Here is a 21,310-nt window from a genome sequence, read left to right on the forward strand (position 1 = left end):
ACGCAAATCAAGCGCGATCGCACGGCCGGGTCTTAGACTCACCCCGATTCAACAAGGATACCAGATCCATGTTCGACAATGACAGGATGGGCGAAGAACTGCGGGCGTTGAAGGTCGACGTCACACGCCTGCTGAGCACCGCCGGCGAGGAGATGTTCGAGAGCTCGAAAGACCGCGCCGAGGCACTCGCCGATCAGATCAGGGCAGCGCTCACCGAACTCGGCGAGACCGTCGAACAAGAGCAGCTCCAGGGTCTCGTTGCGGAGCGTCCGATCACATCGCTCGCCTCCGCCTTCGCGCTGGGCGTGGTTGTCGGCTTCATGTTGAGGAGACACTAGGTGAATACCGAGAATATCGTCAAACATTTGCGCGTGCTGTGGCGCACCGACAGGATCATCGCGGACATCAGGCTGCGCCATCTGCTGATCGGTCTCGGCCTGCGCGCCTTCGCGGCGCTGATCGCGGCGTTCGGGCTCCTGATGCTGGAGCTGTCTGCCTATTTCGCGCTGGTGCAGATCTGGAGCGCAATTGCCGCAGCTGCCATCCTCGGCACCGTCAATTTTGTCATCGCGGCCGTTCTCTTCGTGATCGCCGGCCGCGCTCCGTCAGGACGTGACATCGAGCTTGCCAACGAAATTCACGGCGCCTCGATCGAAGCCCTCCAGCTCGAGGCGCGCGCGCTCCAGGCCCAGGTTTCGGGCGCGGTGCATCATCCGCTCAGCACGATCGTGCCGGTGCTGCTGCCGCTGATCGCGATCATCATCAAGAACTTGAGGGCGACCGCCAAGACGTCCGTCAATGCGACATCGGCTGAGGTGCGCTCCTGAAGCCCCGCACCTTGCGCTGACGCAGCCCTCCGGATCATGCTCCAGCGTCCACTCAGAGCTTCAACTTGACGTGGCAAATATCAGGTTCGGCCGGATCCGGCTTGACCTCGAAGCCGAGCTGCCGGCACATGTCGAGCATCACGATATTCTCCTGGAGCACGTCGCCCGCGATCGTCTTCAATCCTTCCGACCGCGCATAGTCGATGATCAGCTGCATGAGGGCCCAGCCAAGCCCCCTGCCCTTGAGATCGGACCGCAGCATGATCGCGTATTCGCCGCTCTCGTAGATCGAGTCCGAATGGAGCCGGACCGCGCCGACCATTTCGCCGGTGGACTCGTCGTATGCGATGAAGGCCATCGCGCGCGCATAGTCGAGCTGGGTCAGGCGTGCGATGAACTCGTGGGTGAATTCCTTCATCGGTGCGAAGAACCGCAGACGAAGGTCATGCGGCGTGACGTGGCGCAGGAATTCGTGGATGGTCGGCTCGTCCTCGGGCCGCATGGGCCGCGCGAAGATGCGCCAATCGTCCTTGAGCTTGAGGCGGCGCTCCCATTGCGACGGATAGGCGCGAACGGCGAAATTGGCCGCGCCGGAACCGGCAAACTTCCGCTGCGGCGGCCCGACGGCGACGCGGGCATCGACCGCGGTCACGCCGGTTTCATCTGCGAGCAGCGGATTGATGTCGAATTCGTGGATCTCGGGAATGTCGGCCGCCATCTGCGCCAGCTTGACCAGCACCATGGCGACGGCATCCGGCTTCACTGCCGGCACGTCCCGGTAAGCGCGGAGCAGCCGCGAGACGCGCGTGCGCTCGATCAGGTCGCGGGCCAGCTGCAGATCCAGCGGCGGCAGCGCAAGCGCCTTGTCGTTGATGATCTCCACCGCCGTCCCGCCCCGGCCGAAAACGACCACCGTGCCGAAGGTCGGATCGTCGGCGAGGCCCAGGATGAGCTCGCGCGCTTTTGCCTTGACGACCATCGCCTGGACGATGACGCCGCCGATGCGCGCCTCCGGACGCAGCTTTTTCGCCCGCGCGATAATGCCTGTGGCAGCCCCTCGGACTGCTTCAGGCGTGGTCAGGTTGAGAACGACGCCGCCGACGTCGGATTTGTGGACGATGTCCCGCGACATGATCTTCAGCACGACGGTGTCGCCCTGTGCGAAGATGTCGTTCGCATAGGCCACCGCCTGCTCGACATCGGTCGCCGCATAGGTCGGCACCATCGCGATGTCATAGGCTTCGAGCAGGCGCTTGATCTCGACCGGCTCGAGCCATTCGCGGCCATCCGCGACCGCGGCGGTGACGATCTGCCTCGCTCCCCGGGCGTCCGGAACGAAAGTATCAGGCATCGCGGGAGGAACCTGACTCAGCTCCTCCACCACTTCGCGGTGCCGGACCAGATGCATGAAGCCGCGCACGGCGTCGTCCTCGGTCGGATAGTTCGGCACACCGGCGCTGGAGAGTGTCTGAATGATGTGCTGATCGGCTCCAACCCAGGCCGCCAATACGGGCTTCGCCCAGCTGCGGTGCTGCTCGCGGTATTTTTTGACGAGCTCCGTCACGGTCGTGGCGATCTCGGCGGCCGAGGCGATCGCCGTTTGCACGTTGAGGACAAGGATTGCGTCGTTGTCACGGTCGGCCAGCAGTTCCTCCAGCGCCACCGCGTAGCGCGAGGCATCGGCATCGCCGACGATGTCAACGGGATTTGCACCGGACCAGGTCGCAGGCAGCGCTGCATCGAGCTTCTTGCGCGCCTCGGCCGAGATTGTTGCCGGAATTCCTCCGAGCTCGACCAATCGATCGATAGCAAGGACGCCGATGCCGCCACCATTCGTGAGGATGGCGAGACGTTTTCCCGCAGGCGACTCGACACGGCCGAGTGTCTCGGCACAATCGAACAGCTCACGCAGATCAGAGACCCGCAGGACACCCGCGCGGCGGAACGCTGCGTCGTAGACAGCGTCGGCGCCGGCGAGCGCACCGGTGTGGGTGGCAGCCGCCTTCGCGCCCTGCGCCATGCGGCCGGACTTCACCACGACGACGGGCTTCACGCGCGCAGCGGCGCGCGCCGCCGAAATGAACTTGCGCGCGTCCTTGATGGCCTCGATGTAGAGCAGGATCGCACGGGTCTTGTGATCCATCGCGAAATAGTCGAGCAGATCGCCGATATCGACGTCGATCTGATCGCCGATCGAGACGATGCCAGAGAAGCCGACGCCCCGCGGCGCGGCCCAATCCACCATGCCGGCGGCAATTGCGCCCGATTGCGAGATCAGCGCGAGGTTACCCGCCCTTGGCATGTGCGCGGCGAAACTGGCATTCAGGCTGACGCCGGGCATCATGATGCCGAGGCAGTTCGGCCCGATCAGCCGCATGCCGTATTTTCGGGCAGCACTGCTCGTCGCCTCGTGCAGCGATCCCGGTCCCTGGCCGAGCCCGGCCGAGACGATCAGCGCGCCCGCAGACCCGCGACGCCCGGCTTGGTCGACAATGCCTGGAATCTCGCCCGCAGGGGCGGTGATGACCACGAGCTCCGGCACGAAGTCCAGCCTGTCCAGGCTCTTCACCGCCGCAAAGCCGCCGATCTCGGCATGGCGCGGATTGACGAGGCCAAACCGCCCCTTGAATCCGGCCTTGCGAATATTCTCCAGGACGGCGCGTCCCACGGACGCCGGACGGGCGCTCGCCCCGACAAGCGCAACCGAGCGCGGCGACAGCAGATTGTTCAGACGATAGATTGACATGAAAGAAAATGCGCCCGGTCAGCAGCGGTTCCGATGGTTGACGATCAAGCCGAAAGAAGGAGCCTAGTATGAGATCATAACCCAGCACGGTGGCTGGCCAATGACGGTCTTCGTCACACCGCCCCAGACGATCTCGTTCAGGCGCGAATGATGATAGGCGCCCATCACGATTGCATCGATGCCGTGGGAATTGGCCCAGCTTCCCAGTACCTTGCCGATCGATCTGCCGCCGCCCTTCGCCGTTTCGAACGAGGCATAGATCCCATGTTCCCTCAAATGATCGACGAGAGCCGTGCCGGATTGCACGACCGCCCCAGTCTTATCCTCCGCCACGGTCACCACGTGAACCGAGGTGGCAGCCCGAAGAATGGGCAACGCGTCGCCGACGGCGCGCGCGGCGCGAGCAGAGTGATCCCAGGCAATCATGACGTTCTCGAATTCAGGCCGAAGTTCGTCCGCGAGATGTTCGGGACAAAGCAGAAGCGGCCGGCCCGATCCGAACAAGAAGGCTTCGACAACGCCTTCTGTCCGGCTGTCGTGCGGCCTCACGGGAACCAGCGTGAGGTCGCTGAAGCGGGCATGCTCGGCCAGGATCGCCCCGATCTGATCCGCAGGCACCCTGCCCGATCGGCTTTGGGCGCGAATGTTGGCGCGCGAAGCTGCATCGGTGAAAGCATTCAGGAGCTGTCGCATGTTGCCGGCCTCGGGGCTGGCGTGCTCGGAATCGCGAACGTAAGGCAGCATCACCTCCGGCCGCTCGAAGACTTCTTCCTCGAGCGCGAGCGCGGTGATCCTGGCGCCGAGATCGGCGGCAACGGCCACACATTTCTCTATCGCAACCAGGGCCGGTCCGCGCGGCTGGCCGACAAGGGGCAGAAAGACGTCCTTGATGGGCATCCGCATTCTCCTAGGCCGCCACAATAGGCCGGCGCTCGTCGAGGCGCTTGATCCTCGTCAAGAACAAACTCTATCCGGTCACCCGGGAACAGGCGTTGACCGGCATCAAGGACTGGTCGCTTGGTCATTCTATGAATAATTCAATCGGAGCGGTTCGCCCCGGAGAGACTCATGCGTGCGATGGTGTTGCCGGCTCCACGAGCGCGGCTCCAGATGGAGGAGCGGCCTGACCCGATTCCGGGCGAGGGCCAGCTCCGGGTGAAGATCAGTGCCTGCGGCGTATGCCGGACCGATCTTCATCTCGTCGATGCCGAGCTGCCCGATATTCGCTATCCGATCGTGCCAGGCCACGAGATCGTCGGCCGGGTCGACCTCGTCGGCCCGAATGTGGCAACACATGTGCCTGGTGACCGGGTCGGCATTCCCTGGCTAGGCTTCACCTGCGGAACGTGTCGGTTCTGCCGGGAGGGTATGGAAAACCTGTGTGACGCACCGCTGTTCACGGGCTATACGCGCGACGGCGGCTACGCAACCCACACCATCGCGGACGCACGCTACGCTTTTCCGCTCGGTGAGGCCGGGAGCGACGTGGAGATTGCACCGCTGCTGTGCGCAGGGCTGATCGGCTGGCGATCGCTGGTCCTGGCCGGCCCGGCCGACCGGCTCGGTCTCTACGGCTTTGGCGCGGCCGGCCACATCATTGCGCAGGTCGCGGTTTGGCAGGGACGATCCGTCCATGCATTCACGCGACGCGGCGACGCCGCTGCACAAGGCCTCGCACGTCGTCTCGGCGCGGTCTGGGCGGGGTCATCGGACGAAGCGCCCGACGAGCCGCTCGACGCAGCCATCATCTACGCACCAGCCGGCGAGCTTGTCCCGGCCGCGTTGCGCGCCGTCCGCAAAGGCGGGCGCGTCGTATGCGCCGGCATCCACATGAGCGACATTCCAAGCTTTCCGTATGACTTGCTCTGGCAGGAACGGCAGTTGGTCTCGGTCGCCAATCTGACCCGGCAGGATGGCCTCGATTTTCTAAAGGTCGCCCCGCAGGCCGGCGTGCGCACTGAGACGACGGCGTTTTCGCTCGATCAGGCCAACGAGGTTCTGGCCATGCTGCGGAATGGCCAGATCCTCGGCGCAGCCGTGCTGACGCCGTGATGGTGCTTCGGATGCCCGCTTCGATCAATGATGAAACGGCGGCCCAGGAGCGCATCTTCCAGATGCTGACGAGCCATCCCGGCGTGACGCGGATCGACACGCACGGAGCCTCGGTGTTCCTGGACGCAAAGCGCGCGCTGAAGATCAAGCGCGCCGTCCGGTTTCCCTTCCTCGATTATTCGACACTCGAGAAGCGCAAGGCGGCCTGCGAGGAGGAGATCAGGATCAACCGGCCGCTGGCGCCGCAGATCTATCACGGCGTCGTGGCGATCACGGAAGAGCCGGATGGATCTCTCAAAATCGATGGCGCCGGCCGGCCGATCGAGTATGCGGTCGACATGTCGCGCTTCGACGAGAACAGGACGCTGGATCATCTGGCAAAGGCCGGCCCGTTGGAGGCGAAGCTCGCCTCGGCTGCCGCTGACGCAATCGTGGCGTCGCACGCGGCAGCGACACGCGCCGATGGAAAAGCCTGGGTCTCATCGATCCCGGCCCTGATCGAAGGCAACAGTGACGGTCTGCGGGCCGGCGGACATCTCAACGCGGAAGACATCGAAAAGCTCGGCAAGGCCTCGCACGAGGCGTTTCTACGTATCCGCCCCCTGCTTGCAGAGCGCGGCAGGCAGGGCTTCGTGCGCCGCTGTCATGGCGATCTGCATCTTGCAAACATCGTTCTGATCGATGATCGGCCCGTGCTGTTCGACGCCATCGAGTTCGATGCGCAGATGGCAACGGTCGACGTACTCTACGATTTCGCGTTCACCCTCATGGACTTGTTGCAGTACGATCAGCCACGCGCGGCAAATATCGCCCTGAACCGCTATCTCGCCACGACACCGGCCGACAATCTCGACGCGCTCTCGGCCCTGCCGCTGTGCATGTCCATGCGTGCGGCGATCCGCGCCCAGGTGGCCCTGGCGCGGCTGAAGCGGCCGCATTCCGATGGCGCAGGCATTCTCGACCAGGCACAGCGCTATTTTGACCTCTCCGGGATGCTGATCCGTCCTCCTGCTCCGCGTCTGATTGCGGTCGGGGGACTGTCCGGCACCGGAAAGTCCGTTTTGGCGTACGCGCTCGCGCCGTTCGTCGCGCCGCAGCCGGGAGCCGTCGTGCTGCGCAGCGATCTCGTCCGCAAGCAGATGTTCGCGGTCGAGGACACGCACCGCCTGCCGCCATCCGCCTATACGCCGGAGGTCACGGCCCGCGTCTACGACACCCTGGCTCAGCACGCCCGGCGAGTGCTCGCGCAAGGCCATTCGGCAATTATCGACGGCGTATTCGCCCGCGAGGACGAGCGCGACGCGATCGCCGCGCTGGCGCGCGAGCGCAACGTGTCGCTGAACGGTCTATTCCTGGTCGCAGACCTCGCGACCCGGCAGGCGCGGATCGGAAGTCGCAGGGGAGACGCGTCGGACGCCACGCAAGAGGTTGCCGCGCTGCAAGAGCACTATAATATCGGCCATGTCGGCTGGGCGACCATCGATGCATCCGGGACAGAAGAGCAGACGCTCCAGAACTGCCGGAACGCGATCGCTGAGGAACAAACAACGCAATCTGATTGACGCGGGCAAGGATGTCGCGACCCACCACAAGCTCGAGGGCGACCACGCATGCAAAGCCGGCAACGCGACGCAATGCCCTGCCCGGCCGCCTCAGCCCCGGCATGGCCTGCGACACGGCCTTCCGGATCATCGCCCGTCGTCACCTCGATGCCGTGATCGCTCAGCACGACGGCACGTGCCGCGGCGATCCCGAAGCCCTGCACCAGATCCGGATCGCATTGACGCATCTGCGTACTGCCATCCGCTTCTTCTCACCGATGGTCGACGATGCCCTGCGGCCGAACGTCTGGGCCGAACTGAAATGGCTGAACAGTCAGCTCGGCATGGTGCGGGACCTCGACGTCGCGATCGAGCGGGTCGTCGCCGGGAGTAGTGACGAACTCGCCGTGGTCGCCGAGCTTCAGCAATGGGACGAGAAACGCGCCGAGAGCCATCGGCTGCTGGCGCGTGCGCTGCAATCGGCACGGTACCGCCGCCTGATCGAGCTGACCTCGACATGGATCGAAAGCGGCCCCTGGTCGACCCGGCGCAGCAAGGAAGCCGTTCGATTGCGCCGCTGCACGCTCGCCGACCACGCGACGGAGCGGCTGACCGAGTGGGAGACGACGCTGCTCAAGAAGGCACGAAAGCTCCGCAAGCTCGACACCGAGAAACGCCACAAGCTGAGGCTTCTCAACAAGCGGCTGACCTATTCGATCGAGTCGCTCCAGGACCTGTTCGTCGAGGAAACGCTGGCGCAACAGAAGTCCATTCTCAAGCAACTGCGCAGGGCGCAGCGGTCGCTCGGACAATTGAACGACGATGCACGAGGACAAGCGCTGGCAGCGTCTTTGAACGGCGCCGGCCTCGATATCGGTAGTCGCTTCCACGATCGCAAGAGGGAAAAGAGGCTGCTGCGAACGGCCTCGGAGGCGTATCGGAAGCTGGACAAGGCCAAGCCCTTCCGCTCCTCGGACCTCGCGCCGAGCTCCGAGCCGAAGGTTTAGGTGTGGACGTAGTCTCCCGGCGCATCCGGGAGGCCGGGGACGTCTCCAAGCCCGATCTGCGGCGGATTGCAGGGTGCGCCGGAGCGCGCCGCCAGCCATTTGGCCCATTCCGGCCACCACGACCCTTCAACTCGCGGAGCCAACTTCAGCCATTCATCCGCACCAACATAGGGCGCATCAGCAGCCTTGGTCAGCACCTGATAACTGTGGCCGGACTCCTGCGGAGGCGCAACGACACCGGCATTGTGACCGCCGCTGGTCAACAGGAACGTCACGTCGGCATCGACCTGATAGTGGACCTTGTAGACGGATCGCCATGGCGCCACGTGATCGGCGAGCGTGCCGACCACGAACATCGGCGCGTGGATATCGGAGAGCGAAATGCTCCTGCCTCCGACGAGATAGCGCCCTCCCGCCAGATCGTTGTCGAGGAACAGCTTGCGCAAATACTCCGAGTGCATGCGATAGGGTAGCCGCGTGGCGTCGGCGTTCCAGGCCATCAGGTCGCTCGGCGGTGCGCTCTCGCCCATCAGATAGTCATGTGACAGCCGCGACCAGATCAGCTCGTTTGAGCGCAGCAACTGGAACGCGCCGGCCATCTGGGTCGTGTCGAGATAACCGCGCTGCCACATCATGTCTTCGAGAAAGGCCACTTGGCTCTCATTGATGAAGAGCGTCAGCTCTCCGGCCTCGGTGAAGTCGGTCTGGGCTGCCAGGAGAGTGACGGTGCCGAAGCGGCTATCACCGTCCCGCTCCATCGCGGCGGCGGCGATGGACAGCAATGTGCCTCCCAGACAATATCCGAGCGCATGGGTCTTCCGACCCGGCATGATCAGACCAATCACGTCCAGGGCCGCCATGACGCCCAGCCTGCGATAATCATCAAAGGCGAGATCCCGATCCCTCGCATCCGGGTTGCGCCAGGAGATCGCGAATACGGTGAGGCCTTGACCGGTCAGAAATTTGACCAGCGAGTTCTGCGGCGACAGATCGAGGATGTAGTATTTCATGATCCAGGCCGGCACGATCAGGATCGGCTCGGGCCGCACCTGCGCAGTCGTCGGATAGTACTGAATCAGCTCGATCAGCTCGTTGCGGTAGACGACCTTGCCAGGTGAGACCGCCACCGTCTTGCCGACCACGAACTGCCCGTCGTCGGCCAATTTCGAGTTGGAGAGCAGGCGCATCAGGTCGCTGCACCAGTTCTGCCAGCCGAAGACGAAATTCTCCCCGCCGCTCTGGAACGCCTTCTCCAGCACCTTCGGATTGGTCGCAGCAAAGTTCGACGGCGCCAGCATGTCGAGCATCTGGCGCATCGAGAACTCGACGATAGCTTCAGTTCCGTGCGAAACGCCGCGTACACCCGTCGCAGCATCGCGCCACCAGCGCTCTCCGAGCAGAAACGCCTGCGCCAGCAGGTTGAACGGCGCGAGCTCCCATTGCGGTCCCCTGAAGCGGCGATCGCGTTCCTGCGGCTGGATCACGGACCACGGCTTTTGCCCCGGTGACATCGCGTGCGCAGCGGCTTCCGCGAGCCGGCCGGTGTCACGAACGATGTTGCGGGAAATCTCCATCCGGCGCTGCGGCGCCGCGGCCAGATGCGAGCTCCAATCGAGCCAGGCGAGCGACAGGGCAAGCGGCGAAATCCCGCCCGTGAACCGCGCCAGCATCGCGTGCAAAGCGCGGTCAAAAGGATATGGCTCAGATCCAGGCCGAGCACCGGCGGCGACCGGCATGTGTTCGGGCCTTTCGGTGTTCGCGGTCGAAGCTTCCGGACCAGCGATGGGATGGGTGGGGAGAACCTCAACCGACGGCTCTTCTGCCCGTGGAAATATCTGCACGACGCTCATGGTCAAATTCCTGCGGGCTCAGTTCAACGTCGGCAGCAGGATACGGCCCGGCCTCGACTACGTGTTGAGCTGCATCAAATCCGCCTCCGGATCACAATTGCTGCATCGGGATCGAACCATGTTCGCCGATTGACTTGAGTCAAACCGCACTGTGATACCCGAGCTAGGATTCGTGCATCGCAATCCCAACAAGCCAGCGGAGTTATCCATGCGCGCCCACCAGATCATGACCCGGTCGGTCATCTCGGTCACCCCCGACACCAGCATCGTCGAAGCGGCAAATATCATGCTGAAGCGGCATGTCAGCGGACTCACGGTGGTCGACGAGACCGGCAAGCTGGTCGGTGTCGTGTCGGAAGGAGATTTCATCCGCCGCAGCGAAATCGGAACCGGGCGCAAGCGCGGGCGCTGGCTGCGATTCATCCTCGGTCCCGGCAAATCCGCGAGCGACTTCGTCCATGAGCACGGACGCAAGGTCTCGGAAGTGATGACCGACTCGCCCGTGACGATCACGGAGGATACGGCGCTCGCGGAGATCGTCGACCTCATGGAGCGGAACAACATCAAGCGGCTGCCCGTCGTGCGTGGCGACAAGGTCGTCGGGATCGTATCCCGCGCCAATCTGCTGCAGGCGGTGGCGGGGCTCGCCCGAGAAGTGCCGGATCCGACCGCGGACGACGACCACATTCGCAGCCGCATCATCGATACCATGGAGAAGAACGACTGGTGCCCGTTCGGACTGAACGTGATCGTGCGCGACGGTATCGTTCACCTCAGCGGCGTCATCACCGAAGAGCGCGCACGGCAGGCCGCGATCGTCGCCGCAGAGAACGTCGAGGGCGTGAAGAAGGTGCACGACCATCTGTGCTGGGTCGACACCATGTCCGGCGTCTATCTGAACTCGCCCGAGGACGATGAGCTCGCCAAAGCAAGCTAACCAGGCGAGTTGACCGAGGCGAGCTGACCAAGGCGAGCCGCTCGCGGCGGAGCTCAGCGAGGAATGACGGCGGTGGCTTCGATCTCGACGCGCGCCGCCTTCTCCACGAGGCGTACCACCTGAACCAGCGCCATCGCAGGATAGTGCGTTCCGAAGACGTCGCGATAGACTCTGCCCAGTTCCTTCAGATTGGCCAGGTACTCGTCCATGTCGACGACGTACCAGGTCAGGCGCACGAGGTGCTCGGGCCGGGCACCGGCCTCGACCAGGATCGCGGCGATGTTGCTCAAGGTCTGACGCACCTGCGCGACGAAGCCTTGCGCGAGGCGCTCTTCCGCGTCCCAGCCGATCACCCCGCCGGTGACGACGATGCGCCCTTCGGCAGCCATGCCGTTGGCATAGCCTTTCGGCACCGGCCAGCCTGACGGCTGGAGGATCTGCGCCTTGGTGGGCGCTCCGTCCTCGGCTGCTGTCGGCAGTACCGCGAGTTGCGGGCCATTCGGCGTCGTCACAGACAATTCTCTATCCTTCTCTCATTCCGCAGCGACGCCTGAGGACGTCGCCGCGGCCTGCGCCAGTTGCCGCAGCGCAAAGCGCTTCAACTTGCCGGTTTCGGTCTTCGGCAATTGCGTCACGAACTCGATGGCGCGCGGATATTTGTAAGGCGCGATCTCGCGTTTGACATGCTCCTGCAGCTCCGCCACGAGCTGAGCATCAGGCGTCACGCCAGGTGCGGCGATGACATAGGCCTTCACGATCATGCCGCGCGCCTCGTCCGGAGCGCCGACCACACCGCACTCGGCGACCGCCGGATGCGTGAGCAGCGCCGCTTCGACATCCGTGCCCGCGATGTTGTAACCGGCAGACACGATCATGTCGTCGGACCGCGACTGGTACCAGAAATAACCGTCGCTATCCATCAGATAGGTGTCGCCAGTGATGTTCCAGCCGTCCTGGACATATTTCCGCTGCCGCTCGTCGGCCAGATAGCGGCAACCGGTCGGCCCGCGCACGGCGAGACGGCCCATCGTTCCAGCCGGCACGTCGCGGCCCTCATCGTCGACGATCTTGGCTTCATAGCCCGGCACGGGCTTTCCGGTGGCGCCGGGGCGGATCTCGTCCTCGGTCGCGCTGATGAAGATGTGCAGCATCTCGGTCGAACCGATGCCATCCATCAGCTTGATGCCGGTGGCCTTGAGCCAGGCATCGAATGTCGGCTTGGGCAGTGTCTCGCCCGCGGAGACGCATTTGCGTAACGAAGAAATGTCCCGGCCCGCAAGCTTACCGATCATGGCACGGTATGCGGTCGGCGCCGTGAAACAGACCGTGGTCTTGTATTGCTCGATCGCCGACAGCAAATCGTCCGGCGTCGTCTTCTCAAGCACGACGAAGGAGGCGCCGATATGCATCGGAAACAGCACGCCGCCGAAGCCGAAGGTGAAGGCAAGCGGGGCCGAGCCGATGAAACGATCCTTCTGGTCGGCGCGCAAGATGTTGCGCGCATAGCCGTCGCAGACCGCGAGCATGTCGCGGTGGAAATGCATGGTGCCCTTGGGGTCGCCTGTTGTGCCCGACGTGAATGCGATCAGGCAGACGTCGTCAGCGGCGGTATCGACGGCCTTGAACTCCGGACTGACGTCGGCGATGAGCGCCTCGAGCGAGTCGGTCGCGCCGTTGCCCCAATACACGACTCGGGCGAGATTGGGCGCCCCAGCTTTCGCCTTTTCCATCTCCTCGGAAAGCTTTCCGTCGCACAGCGCCAGCGTGATCTCCGCCTTCTGAATCGGATAGGATAGCTCCTTCGCACGCAACAGCGGCATCGTCGCGACGCAAATTCCGCCTGCCTTGATCACAGCCAGATAGGTCGCAACCATCATCGGATTGTTGGCCGAGCGCAGCAGCACGCGCCCGCCGGTAACGAGACCCAGCTTGCCGACCAGCAGATTGGCGATGCGGTTCACGAGTGCTTGCAGCTCGCGATAAGTGTAGCTGACGGCGGGGCTGATGATGCAAGGGGCGTCGCCATGGCCCTGCTCCACCCAGCGGTCGAGGAAGTAGCTGACGCAATTCAGTCGCGACGGATAGCGCAACTCCGGCCGCGCGAAAACGAATTCGGGCCAGAGCTCGCGCGGCGGCAGATTCTGCCGCGCGAACGTATCGACATGGGCCGTCGCGGCGTTGCCGTCATGCGAGCCCGTCACTTGAATCTTGGCGGCGTTGGCCATCGCACGCTCCTTTCAGCATGGATTGCACCCGGCAGCACGATCTGGCAATCATTTTATGCTTAAAACAATTCGGCGCAATAGCGGATTTTGGGCATGCCGTGCTTTTTCGTGCGGCAAAGGAGATTGGCGGCCTGTTCAGGCGGCCTTATGGCCGACGGCGCGCGGCCGACTTCTGCGCCGAGGCCTTGGTCTTGGCCAGCAGCCGCATCAATTCGCGCACATCCTTCGGCGTCAGGTCGGCGAAGAGATCGGCGATCCAGGTTTCATGCTCCGCAGCCATCCTGCGAAACTCGGCACGTCCGAGCTTGGTGAGGCGGATCACCTGGACGCGGCGGTCCGTCTCCGAGGTCCTCCGGTCGAGATGGCCGGATTCCACCAGACGCTCGACCAGGCCAGTCACGTTGCCGTTCGACACCATCATGCGCTTGGAGACATCGGACAGCGTCATGCCGTCCGGAGCCTTGTCGAGCTGAGCCATCAGGTCGAAACGCGGCAAAGTGACGTCGAACCGCTGCCGCAGCCGACCGCGAACCTCGCCCTCGATCAACGTCGTACAGGTCAGGAGACGCAGCCACAGCCGAAGCTCTTCGGCGTGGTCCTCCGGCGTTTCGACGGCCTTCGTCTCGGAATCGAGCATGTTGATGCAGTCACTCACGACCGGCATTGCCGCCGGAACGGATTCCCCAACGTTTTGAGCTTCAAGTAAATCGGAGCCGGCTGCAAGTCCAAAGCTGCAACAATCGACCGCACCACCAATTTCTTTAGGCTTCAAACAATTGGCGCGCCGCTTGCATGCGCAGCTGCCCGGAGGATGCGACGCCTCGAGCTCGGCTTGCCGCGGCGGTCATCATCGGCATAAGCTTGGATTGAAGTACGAGGCTTGCAGCGCAAGCCGATCGTTACGAGGGACAGATCATGAAGACGCAAATGACCTTGGCCGCAGCCGCCGTGCTGCTCGGTACCGTGGCGACCCCTGCCCTCGCCCAGGAAAAAATCAAGCTGGGTGTGATCGTGACCCTGTCGGGACCTGCCGCCGCGCTTGGCCAACAGGTTCGCGACGGTTTCACGCTCGCAGTGAAGGATCTCGGCAACAAGATGGGCGGCCGCGATGTCGATGTCGTCGTCGTCGACGACGAGTTGAAGCCGGATGCAGCCGTGACCAAGGTCAAGGGCCTTCTTGAGCGCGAGAAGGTCGACTTCGTGGTCGGACCGATCTTCTCCAACATCCTCCAGGCGATCCACCGGCCCATCACGGAATCGAAGACCTTCCTGATCAGCCCCAATGCCGGGCCGTCTACCTTTGCCGGCAAGGACTGCAACCCATTCTTCTACGTGACGTCGTATCAGAACGATCAGGTTCACGAGATCCTCGGCAAGGTCGCGCAGGATCGCGGCTACAAGCGCATGTACCTGATGGTCCCGAACTATCAGGCCGGCAAGGATTCGGTGGCGGGCTTCAAGCTCGACTACAAGGGCGAGATCGTCGAGGAATCCTACATGCCGCTGAACACGCTGGACTTCCAGCCGGAGCTGTCCAAGATCTCCTCGCAAAAGCCCGATGCTCTCTTCACGTTCATGCCGGGCGGCCTCGGTGTTAATCTCGTCAAGCAATACCGGCAGGCGGGCCTTGCCGACACCATCCCGGTGCTCTCGGCGTTCACCGTGGATGAATCGACCTTGCCGGCGCAGCAGGACGCCGCGGTCGGCATGTTCGGCGGTGCGAACTGGGCGCCCAATCTCGATAATCCCCAGAACAAGAAGTTCGTGGCTGCCTATGAGGCGGCTTACAACATCGTGCCCGGCACCTATGCCTTCCAGGCCTATGACGCAGCGATGCTGATCGACAGTGCGGTCAAGGCGGTGAAGGGCGATCTGTCGAACAAGGACGCCGTTCGCGCAGCGCTCAAGAAAGCCGACTTCACCTCGCTGCGCGGCGCCTTCAAGTTCAACACCAACGGCTATCCGATCCAAGATTTCTACCTGACCAAGGTCGCCAAGCGTCCGGACGGCAAGTTCCAGACCGAGATCGTGCAGAAGGTGTTCGAGAATTACGGCGACCGCTATGCCAAGGACTGCAAGGCGGCGAACTGAGGCAGTATATTGCGTTACGGGAGGACTGCAATGAAGAGTGAAATCACCGGCATCACCCGGGCCAATGAGGGCATCCAGGGCATTTCCTGGAACATACTCGGCCAGACCTATGTGCCGAAGAGCTACGCCGAGCACAGCTTCTCCTGGCACGCGACACTGCCGCCGGGCACGTTCGTCCCGCCGCATATTCACCCCGACCAGGATGAGTATCTCTACATGCTGGAGGGCAAGCTCGATTTCATGCTCGGCAATTCGGAAGCGCAGGCAACCGCCGGCGACCTAATCCGCCTCGGCATGGGCGTGCCGCACGGCATCTTCAACAAGTCGGAGCAGACCGCAAAAGTGCTGTTCTGGGTCTCGCCAAGCCGCAAGCTGTTCGATCTGTTCTGGGGCCTTCACAACATGAAGGAGCAGAAGCCGGAGGACGTGGTGGCGATGGCCGCCGAGTTCAACATCCACTTCCTGCCGCCGCCGCCCGGCGGCTAGCGCCCAGCTTCAGGCGCGCACCGCCGCAAGTCCCGGCACCGCGGCGAAGCCTGCCTTTGTCGCATAGCCGCGCACGATGGCTTCGCGCTGGGAATAGCTCAGCACGTTGTCGACATTGTCGAAACCATCGGGCGCGAGCTGCTCGACGGCGTCGATGACGCCTTCGGGGCCGCCGCGCCGGTTGGAGCGGACGATCTCGGCCGTCATCGGCAGGCGCTTCTTCTCGTATTCGAGCAGCGCCTGGCGCGGATGCTCGGCACGCACCAATGCATCGGCGAGGCAGCGCGCATCGAGAATCGCCTGCGAGGCGCCGTTCGAGCCGACGGGATACATGGGGTGCGCGGCGTCGCCAAGCAACGTCACGCGCCCCGACGACCAATAGGGCAAGGGATCGCGGTCGCAGGTCGGATATTCGTAGAACTCCGGCGTCGCCGAGATCAGGCTCTTGACGTCGATATAGGGGACCGAGAAACGCGCGACATGCGGCATCAGCTCCTCGCGGCGGCCCGGGCGCGACCAGTCTTCTTTCCGCGGCGGCGGCGCATTGCCTTCGCCCACCTTCACCAGCACCGCCCAATTGGTTAGACGGCTCGCAGGGCTCGATCCTTCCGCGATCGGGTAGATCACGACCTTGGCATTGAGACCGCCGGCCACGATCATGGATCTGCCGGTGAGGAACAGCGGCCAGTCGCGGGCGCCGCGCCACAGCATCAGGCCGTTCCAGCACGGCGGCCCCTCGCTCGGGAACAACGTCTCGCGGACGCGCGAATGGATGCCGTCGGCGCCGATGAGGATATCGCCGCGCGCGGTGTGGACGTGCGCGCCGGCGCGATCGAAGAAATAAGCGGACACGCCGCCCTCGTCCTGTGTGAAAGCACCGAGCCGGCAGCCGGTGTGAATTGCGTCCGGCCCGAGCCGTTCCTCGACCGCACGATGAATGACGCCCTGAAGGCGGCCGCGGTGGATCGAGAATTGCGGCACGTCGTGGCCGGCGTCGATGCCGCGCGCTTCGCGCCAGACCTCCTGGCCGTGGCGGTTGAGATAATAGAGCTGGTCGGTGCGAACAGCGACGTCGTCGAGCCTCTGAAGCAGGCCGAGGCCGGCCAGCTCGCGCATTGCATGCGGCAGCGTGTTGATGCCGACGCCGAGCTCGCGAATGGTGTCGGCCTGCTCGAAGATCTCACAATCCAGGCCGCGCGAGCGCAGCATCAATGCCATGGTGAGACCACCAATACCGCCACCGACGATAATCGCCTTCATCGCCCTAACTCCACTCGAAACACAGGCAATGGGTCAACGTTGCACGGGCTGTCACTCCGCCGCAAGCGGCTTTGTCGCCTCCGCCTTGAGCTCGGCCCGGGTCTTGGGCTTAGCCTTAATTCTCAGCTCCTCGAGATCCTGCCGGTCGCGCACGCTGTTGCGGAAAATCTGCTCTTTTCCGGGCAGATATTGCGGCGGACAGAAGGCGTCGTTCGCCCCGTACCAGGCCGCCGCCTTCATGGTGAAGAAGGGGTCGACGAGATGCGGACGTCCCAGTGCGACGAGATCCGCCCGGCCGGCCGCCAGAATGGTGTTGGCCTGGTCCGCCGTCGTGATGTTGCCGACGCACATGGTGGCGACGCGCGCCTCGTTGCGAACCTGGTCCGAGAAGGGCGTTTGGAACATGCGCCCGTAGACCGGCTGCGCGTCGCGCACGGTCTGGCCGGTCGAGACGTCGACGAGATCGACTCCCGCCTCGGCAAAGGCCCGCGCGATGGCGACCGCATCATCGCCGGTGATGCCGCCATCCGCCCAGTCGGTGGCGGAGATGCGCACCGACATCGGCTTGTGCGACGGCCACACCGCGCGCAGCGCCTCGAAGATCTCGAGCGGGAACCGCAGACGGTTTTCGAGCGAACCGCCATACTCGTCGTTACGGGTATTTGTCAGGGGCGAGACGAAGCTCGCGAGCAGATAGCCGTGGGCGCAGTGCAATTCGAGCATGTCGAAGCCGCAGCGCTCGCCGCGCTCGGCCGCGGCGACGAAAACGTCTTTCACCGCATTCATGCCGGCGCGATCGAGCTCGCGCGGCACCTGACTGTTCGGGAAATAGGGCAGCGGCGATGCCGAAAAGATATCCCAGCCGCCCTGCTCCAAGGGACGGTCCATGCCGTCCCACATCAACTTGGTCGCGCCCTTGCGACCGGCGTGCCCCAGTTGCAGGCAGATCTTCGCGGCCGAATTGCCGTGGACGAAATCCACGATGCGCCGCCAGGAAGTCTCCTGCTCGTCGTTCCAAAGGCCGGCACAGCCCGGCGTGATCCGGGCATCGCGGCTGACGCAGGTCATCTCGGTGAAGATCAGCCCGGCGCCGCCGATCGCGCGCGAGCCGTAATGCACGAGGTGAAAGTCGGTCGGCACGCCCTCCTTGGCCGAATACATGCACATCGGCGACATCACCGCGCGATTGGCGAGCTCCATCTCGCGCAAGCGGAACGGCTGGAACAGCGGCACCATCGGCCGGTCGGCGTCGACATCGAAGCCGCTGCTGCGCACCTGCCTCGCGAACGTCTTCTCGACCTCGGCCACGAAATCCGGCGCACGAAGCTTCAGATTGTCATAGGTGATCGCCTTCGAGCGTGTCATGACGCCGAAGGCGAACTGCACCGGGTCAAAATCCCAGAAGCGGTCGACGTGCTCAAACCAGACCAGCGAGACGTCGGCGGCATGCTGCGTCTTCTCAACCTCCTCACGGCGGCCATGCTCATAAACCTCGAGCGCCGCCTTGATGCTGGGCGCCTTCTCCATTGCCTCGGCCAGCGCGATCGCATCCTCCATCGCGAGCTTGGTGCCCGAGCCGATCGAGAAATGCGCGCTCGCCTTGGCGTCGCCGAGCAGGACCATGTTGTCCTTGACCCAGCGCTTGCTGCGGATCATGGGGAAATTGCGCCACATCGAGCGATTGGTCAGCAACCGATGCTCACCGAGGAACCAGCCGAAGATGTCTGCCATCCGCGCGGCGGACTGAGCCTCGTCCAGCCCCGTCAACCCCGCTCGCTCGAACGTCTCTGGATCGGTCTCGAATATCCAGGTCGAATGCCCGGCCTCGTATTGATAGGCATGGGCGATGAACGGGCCCCACTCGGTTTCCTGGAAGATGAAGGTGAAAGCATCGAGCGGCCTGGTCGACCCCATCCAGGCGAACTTGTTCGAGCGGACGTCGACCTCGGGCTGGAAATGATCGACATACTTCTCGCGGAAGCGGCTGTTGATGCCGTCCGCCAGCAGAATGAGGTCAGCATGAGAGATGCGGGATTCGTCGTCGATATCCACTTCGAAATGCAGGGTAACGCCCAGCTCGCGAGCGCGCTCCTGAAGGATCAGCAGCAGCTTCTGCCGTGAGCAGCCGCAGAAGCCGTTGCCGCCCACCCGGTGCACCGTGCCGCGGAAATGCACTGCGATGTCATCCCAGTAGGCGAACTCCTGGGTGATGCGGCGATAGCTCGGAAGATCGTGCTTCTCGAAATTATCGAGCGTCGCATCCGAGAACACCACGCCGAAGCCGAACGTGTCGTCGGCTCGATTACGCTCGTACACCGTGATGTCGGCGGCCGGGCGCTGCTTCTTGAGCAGGATCGCAGCATAGAGACCCGCAGGTCCGCCACCGATGATCGCGACTTTCATGGGAGCCTCGCCAATTCACCCGGTCATGGAAACTATTTTAAGCCTAAAATAATTTGGCGCAAGTCCTCGTTGCCGGCCTGGCGTCAAGGCGATCAGCCTAGTCGCCCCGGAAGACCGGCTTGACCTTGTTGGCGAAAGCCTCGAAGGCGCGCTCGAAGTCCGCCGTGGTCATGCACAACGCTTGGGCAACAGCCTCTGCCTCGATCGCCTCCTCCACCGACATGGCCCATTCCATGGCCAGCATCCGCTTGGTCATGGTATTGGCGAAGGTCGGTCCTTCCGCAACCTGCTTCGCCAGAATTTGCGCCTGGGTCAGCACCTGCTCCGGCGTGACGATGCGGCTGAAGAAGCCCCAGCGCTCGCCCTCTTCCGCGGTCATGAACCGGCCGGTGTAGAGCAACTCCGAGGCGCGCGACTGCCCGATGATCCGCGGCAGGATCGCGCAGGCGCCCATGTCGCAGCCGGCCAGCCCCACCTTGTTGAACAGGAACGCCACCTTGGCCCCGCTCGCCGCAAGGCGCATGTCAGATGCCATGGCGACGATCGCCCCGGCCCCGGCACAAATACCCTCGACCGCGGCCACGATCGGCTGCGGGCAGGCCCGCATGGCCTTGACGAGATCGCCGGTCATCCGCGTGAAGGCAGTCAACCCCTTGGTATCCATCTTCACGAGCGGACCGATGATCTCGAACACGTCGCCGCCCGACGAGAAATTGCCGCCGGCACCAGTAACGACGATGGATTTGACGGCGTCGTCAAAGGCGCAGGCACGGAAGAAATCGGTCAGCTCCCGGTAGCTTTCAAACGTCAGCGGATTCTTTCGTTCGGGGCGGTTGAGCGTGACCGTCGCAACGCCGTCGACCACAGCCAGCAGGAAGTGCTGCGGCGAGTAATCTGCAAGCGGCACGGTGACGGGGTTGGCTGGTCTGCTCATGGGATCTCCTTGGCTTCTTATTTCCGCGACTGCACCAGGTACGCTAGACCTCGCCTCCAGCCACGGCAATCGCCTGCCCAGTGATTGCGCTCGCGCCGTCACCGCACAGCCAAAGAACCGCGTCTGCTACCTCCTGGGGCGTGATCAAGCGTCCTTGCGGATTGTGTTTCGCGAGCTCTGCGACCGCCTGCTCCCGGGTTCGGCCTGTCTTCCTGATGATGTTCTCGATGCTTCCGGCAACGAGATCCGTGTCGGTGAAGCCGGGACACACCGCATTCACGGTCACATTGCTTCCAGCCATCTCGAGGGCAAGCGAACGCACGAGACCGACCACGGCGTGCTTTGCAGCGGCGTACGCACTGACATAGGCATAACCCTTGAGCCCGGCCGTCGACGCGACCGCGACGATACGGCCATAGGGGCGATCCTTCATGCCCGGCAGCACAGCCTGGACGGCATGCACGACGCCCATGAAATTGACATCCATCATGCGCGCAAAAAGGGCGGCGTCCGATTTGGCAAACGGCGCCGATTCGGCGCTGCCCGCGTTGGCAATCAGGATGTCGATCGGCTTGCGCGCACTCGCTCCGGCAATGGCAGCTTTCAGCGACGCTTCGTTCGAGACATCAGCGACAGCCGCAAAGTGCGCGGAACCTGCATTGACCGCCTCTTCGAGAACCGCCGGATTCCGGCCAAGCACGGTTACCGTCGCACCAGCGCCGACGAGAGAAGCAGCTATCGCACGGCCGATGCCGCGACCGCCGCCGGTCACCAGCGCGTGCGGCGAGTGCGTCAATCCGGACATGCGCTGACTCCCTCGGATCTTGTGATCGTCCATCCGATATATTTTAACCTTCAAATTTTTGCAACGAAAGCGGAGCTTGCCCGCGCGAACGACGCCGTGCGAGAGGCGGCCCGAAAATTGCTTTAAGTATAAAATTATCGCTTCCC

At 63.6% G+C, this 21,310-nt stretch carries 19 protein-coding genes; 9 read left to right on the plus strand and 10 right to left on the minus strand.

Annotated elements, in window-relative coordinates; genetic code table 11:
• Positions 1–68: 68 nt before the first annotated feature.
• Both EHH60_RS34655 and EHH60_RS34660 read left to right on the plus strand, forming a co-directional pair.
• On the plus strand, positions 69–338 hold the full coding sequence (locus tag EHH60_RS34655; protein WP_124163697.1) for a hypothetical protein: 270 nt from the start codon (positions 69–71) through the stop codon (positions 336–338).
• The gene (locus EHH60_RS34660) at positions 339–827 is read left to right on the plus strand and encodes a phage holin family protein (RefSeq protein WP_124163698.1); all 489 of its coding nucleotides are present in this window, start codon (positions 339–341) and stop codon (positions 825–827) included.
• Between the two features lie 52 nt (positions 828–879).
• On the opposite strand, the gene EHH60_RS34665 is transcribed toward EHH60_RS34660, so the two are convergent.
• On the minus strand, positions 880–3,573 hold the full coding sequence (locus EHH60_RS34665; RefSeq protein ID WP_124163699.1) for a bifunctional acetate--CoA ligase family protein/GNAT family N-acetyltransferase: 2,694 nt from the start codon (positions 3,571–3,573) through the stop codon (positions 880–882).
• 63 nt (positions 3,574–3,636) lie between these two features.
• Positions 3,637–4,470: a universal stress protein gene (locus tag EHH60_RS34670; RefSeq protein ID WP_124163700.1), complete on the minus strand. Its 834-nt coding sequence runs from the start codon at positions 4,468–4,470 to the stop codon at positions 3,637–3,639.
• Between the two features lie 171 nt (positions 4,471–4,641).
• On the opposite strand from EHH60_RS34670, the gene EHH60_RS34675 reads away from it, so the two are divergent.
• The 3 genes from EHH60_RS34675 to EHH60_RS34685 are packed head-to-tail and all read left to right on the plus strand — an operon-like array spanning position 4,642 to position 8,173.
• Positions 4,642–5,625, plus strand: coding sequence for a zinc-dependent alcohol dehydrogenase family protein (locus tag EHH60_RS34675; RefSeq protein WP_124163701.1), 984 nt, complete (start codon positions 4,642–4,644; stop codon positions 5,623–5,625).
• A gap of 11 nt (positions 5,626–5,636) precedes the next feature.
• Positions 5,637–7,187 carry a bifunctional aminoglycoside phosphotransferase/ATP-binding protein gene (locus EHH60_RS34680; RefSeq protein WP_502697432.1) on the plus strand — a complete coding sequence of 517 codons (1,551 nt, stop codon included), beginning with the start codon at positions 5,637–5,639 and terminating at the stop codon, positions 7,185–7,187.
• An 11-nt stretch (positions 7,188–7,198) separates the two neighbouring features.
• Positions 7,199–8,173 (plus strand): CHAD domain-containing protein, encoded by a 975-nt coding sequence (locus EHH60_RS34685; protein ID WP_124163702.1) that lies wholly within the window; start codon positions 7,199–7,201, stop codon positions 8,171–8,173.
• On the opposite strand, the gene EHH60_RS34690 is transcribed toward EHH60_RS34685, so the two are convergent.
• Positions 8,170–9,843, minus strand: coding sequence for a PHA/PHB synthase family protein (locus EHH60_RS34690; RefSeq protein WP_245454667.1), 1,674 nt, complete (start codon positions 9,841–9,843; stop codon positions 8,170–8,172). The genes EHH60_RS34685 and EHH60_RS34690 overlap by 4 nt on opposite strands.
• Between EHH60_RS34690 and EHH60_RS38365 the strand changes: the two genes are divergently transcribed.
• On the plus strand, positions 9,827–10,156 hold the full coding sequence (locus EHH60_RS38365; RefSeq protein ID WP_245454668.1) for a hypothetical protein: 330 nt from the start codon (positions 9,827–9,829) through the stop codon (positions 10,154–10,156). The two genes, EHH60_RS34690 and EHH60_RS38365, sit on opposite strands and share 17 nt — an antisense overlap.
• Before the next feature lie 75 nt (positions 10,157–10,231).
• The gene (locus tag EHH60_RS34695) at positions 10,232–10,960 is read left to right on the plus strand and encodes a CBS domain-containing protein (RefSeq protein WP_124163704.1); all 729 of its coding nucleotides are present in this window, start codon (positions 10,232–10,234) and stop codon (positions 10,958–10,960) included.
• Positions 10,961–11,013: 53 nt separating this feature from the next.
• Here EHH60_RS34695 and EHH60_RS34700 read toward each other — a convergent pair whose 3' ends face one another.
• The 3 genes from EHH60_RS34700 to EHH60_RS34710 form a co-directional block, all read right to left on the minus strand.
• Positions 11,014–11,478: a RidA family protein gene (locus tag EHH60_RS34700; protein ID WP_199752410.1), complete on the minus strand. Its 465-nt coding sequence runs from the start codon at positions 11,476–11,478 to the stop codon at positions 11,014–11,016.
• Between the two features lie 15 nt (positions 11,479–11,493).
• Positions 11,494–13,185: a benzoate-CoA ligase family protein gene (locus EHH60_RS34705; protein ID WP_124163705.1), complete on the minus strand. Its 1,692-nt coding sequence runs from the start codon at positions 13,183–13,185 to the stop codon at positions 11,494–11,496.
• Positions 13,186–13,330: 145 nt separating this feature from the next.
• Positions 13,331–13,849, minus strand: a complete 519-nt coding sequence (locus EHH60_RS34710) for a MarR family winged helix-turn-helix transcriptional regulator (RefSeq protein ID WP_199752412.1) — start codon at positions 13,847–13,849, stop codon at positions 13,331–13,333.
• Positions 13,850–14,100: 251 nt separating this feature from the next.
• Here EHH60_RS34710 and EHH60_RS34715 point away from each other — a divergent pair, with 251 nt between their 5' ends.
• Both EHH60_RS34715 and EHH60_RS34720 read left to right on the plus strand, forming a co-directional pair.
• Positions 14,101–15,276 carry an ABC transporter substrate-binding protein gene (locus tag EHH60_RS34715; protein ID WP_124163706.1) on the plus strand — a complete coding sequence of 392 codons (1,176 nt, stop codon included), beginning with the start codon at positions 14,101–14,103 and terminating at the stop codon, positions 15,274–15,276.
• A gap of 30 nt (positions 15,277–15,306) precedes the next feature.
• On the plus strand, positions 15,307–15,762 hold the full coding sequence (locus tag EHH60_RS34720; RefSeq protein WP_124163707.1) for a cupin domain-containing protein: 456 nt from the start codon (positions 15,307–15,309) through the stop codon (positions 15,760–15,762).
• Between the two features lie 9 nt (positions 15,763–15,771).
• Here the strand turns inward: EHH60_RS34720 and EHH60_RS34725 are convergent, their stop codons facing one another.
• The 4 genes from EHH60_RS34725 to EHH60_RS34740 all read right to left on the minus strand — a co-directional run bounded on the left by EHH60_RS34725 (position 15,772) and on the right by EHH60_RS34740 (position 21,164).
• Positions 15,772–17,022, minus strand: coding sequence for a flavin-dependent oxidoreductase (locus tag EHH60_RS34725; protein WP_124163708.1), 1,251 nt, complete (start codon positions 17,020–17,022; stop codon positions 15,772–15,774).
• Between the two features lie 51 nt (positions 17,023–17,073).
• A complete protein-coding gene (locus EHH60_RS34730) occupies positions 17,074–19,425 on the minus strand; it encodes a bifunctional salicylyl-CoA 5-hydroxylase/oxidoreductase (RefSeq protein ID WP_124163709.1) in 2,352 nt (783 codons plus the stop codon).
• Positions 19,426–19,522: 97 nt separating this feature from the next.
• Positions 19,523–20,359, minus strand: coding sequence for an enoyl-CoA hydratase family protein (locus EHH60_RS34735; RefSeq protein ID WP_124163710.1), 837 nt, complete (start codon positions 20,357–20,359; stop codon positions 19,523–19,525).
• A gap of 43 nt (positions 20,360–20,402) precedes the next feature.
• Positions 20,403–21,164 carry an SDR family NAD(P)-dependent oxidoreductase gene (locus tag EHH60_RS34740; RefSeq protein WP_124163711.1) on the minus strand — a complete coding sequence of 254 codons (762 nt, stop codon included), beginning with the start codon at positions 21,162–21,164 and terminating at the stop codon, positions 20,403–20,405.
• Positions 21,165–21,310: the final 146 nt, after the last annotated feature.

It is taken from the genome of Bradyrhizobium sp. RP6 (assembly GCF_003837805.1).
In the GTDB taxonomy this organism is placed as follows: Bacteria; Pseudomonadota; Alphaproteobacteria; order Rhizobiales; family Xanthobacteraceae; genus Bradyrhizobium.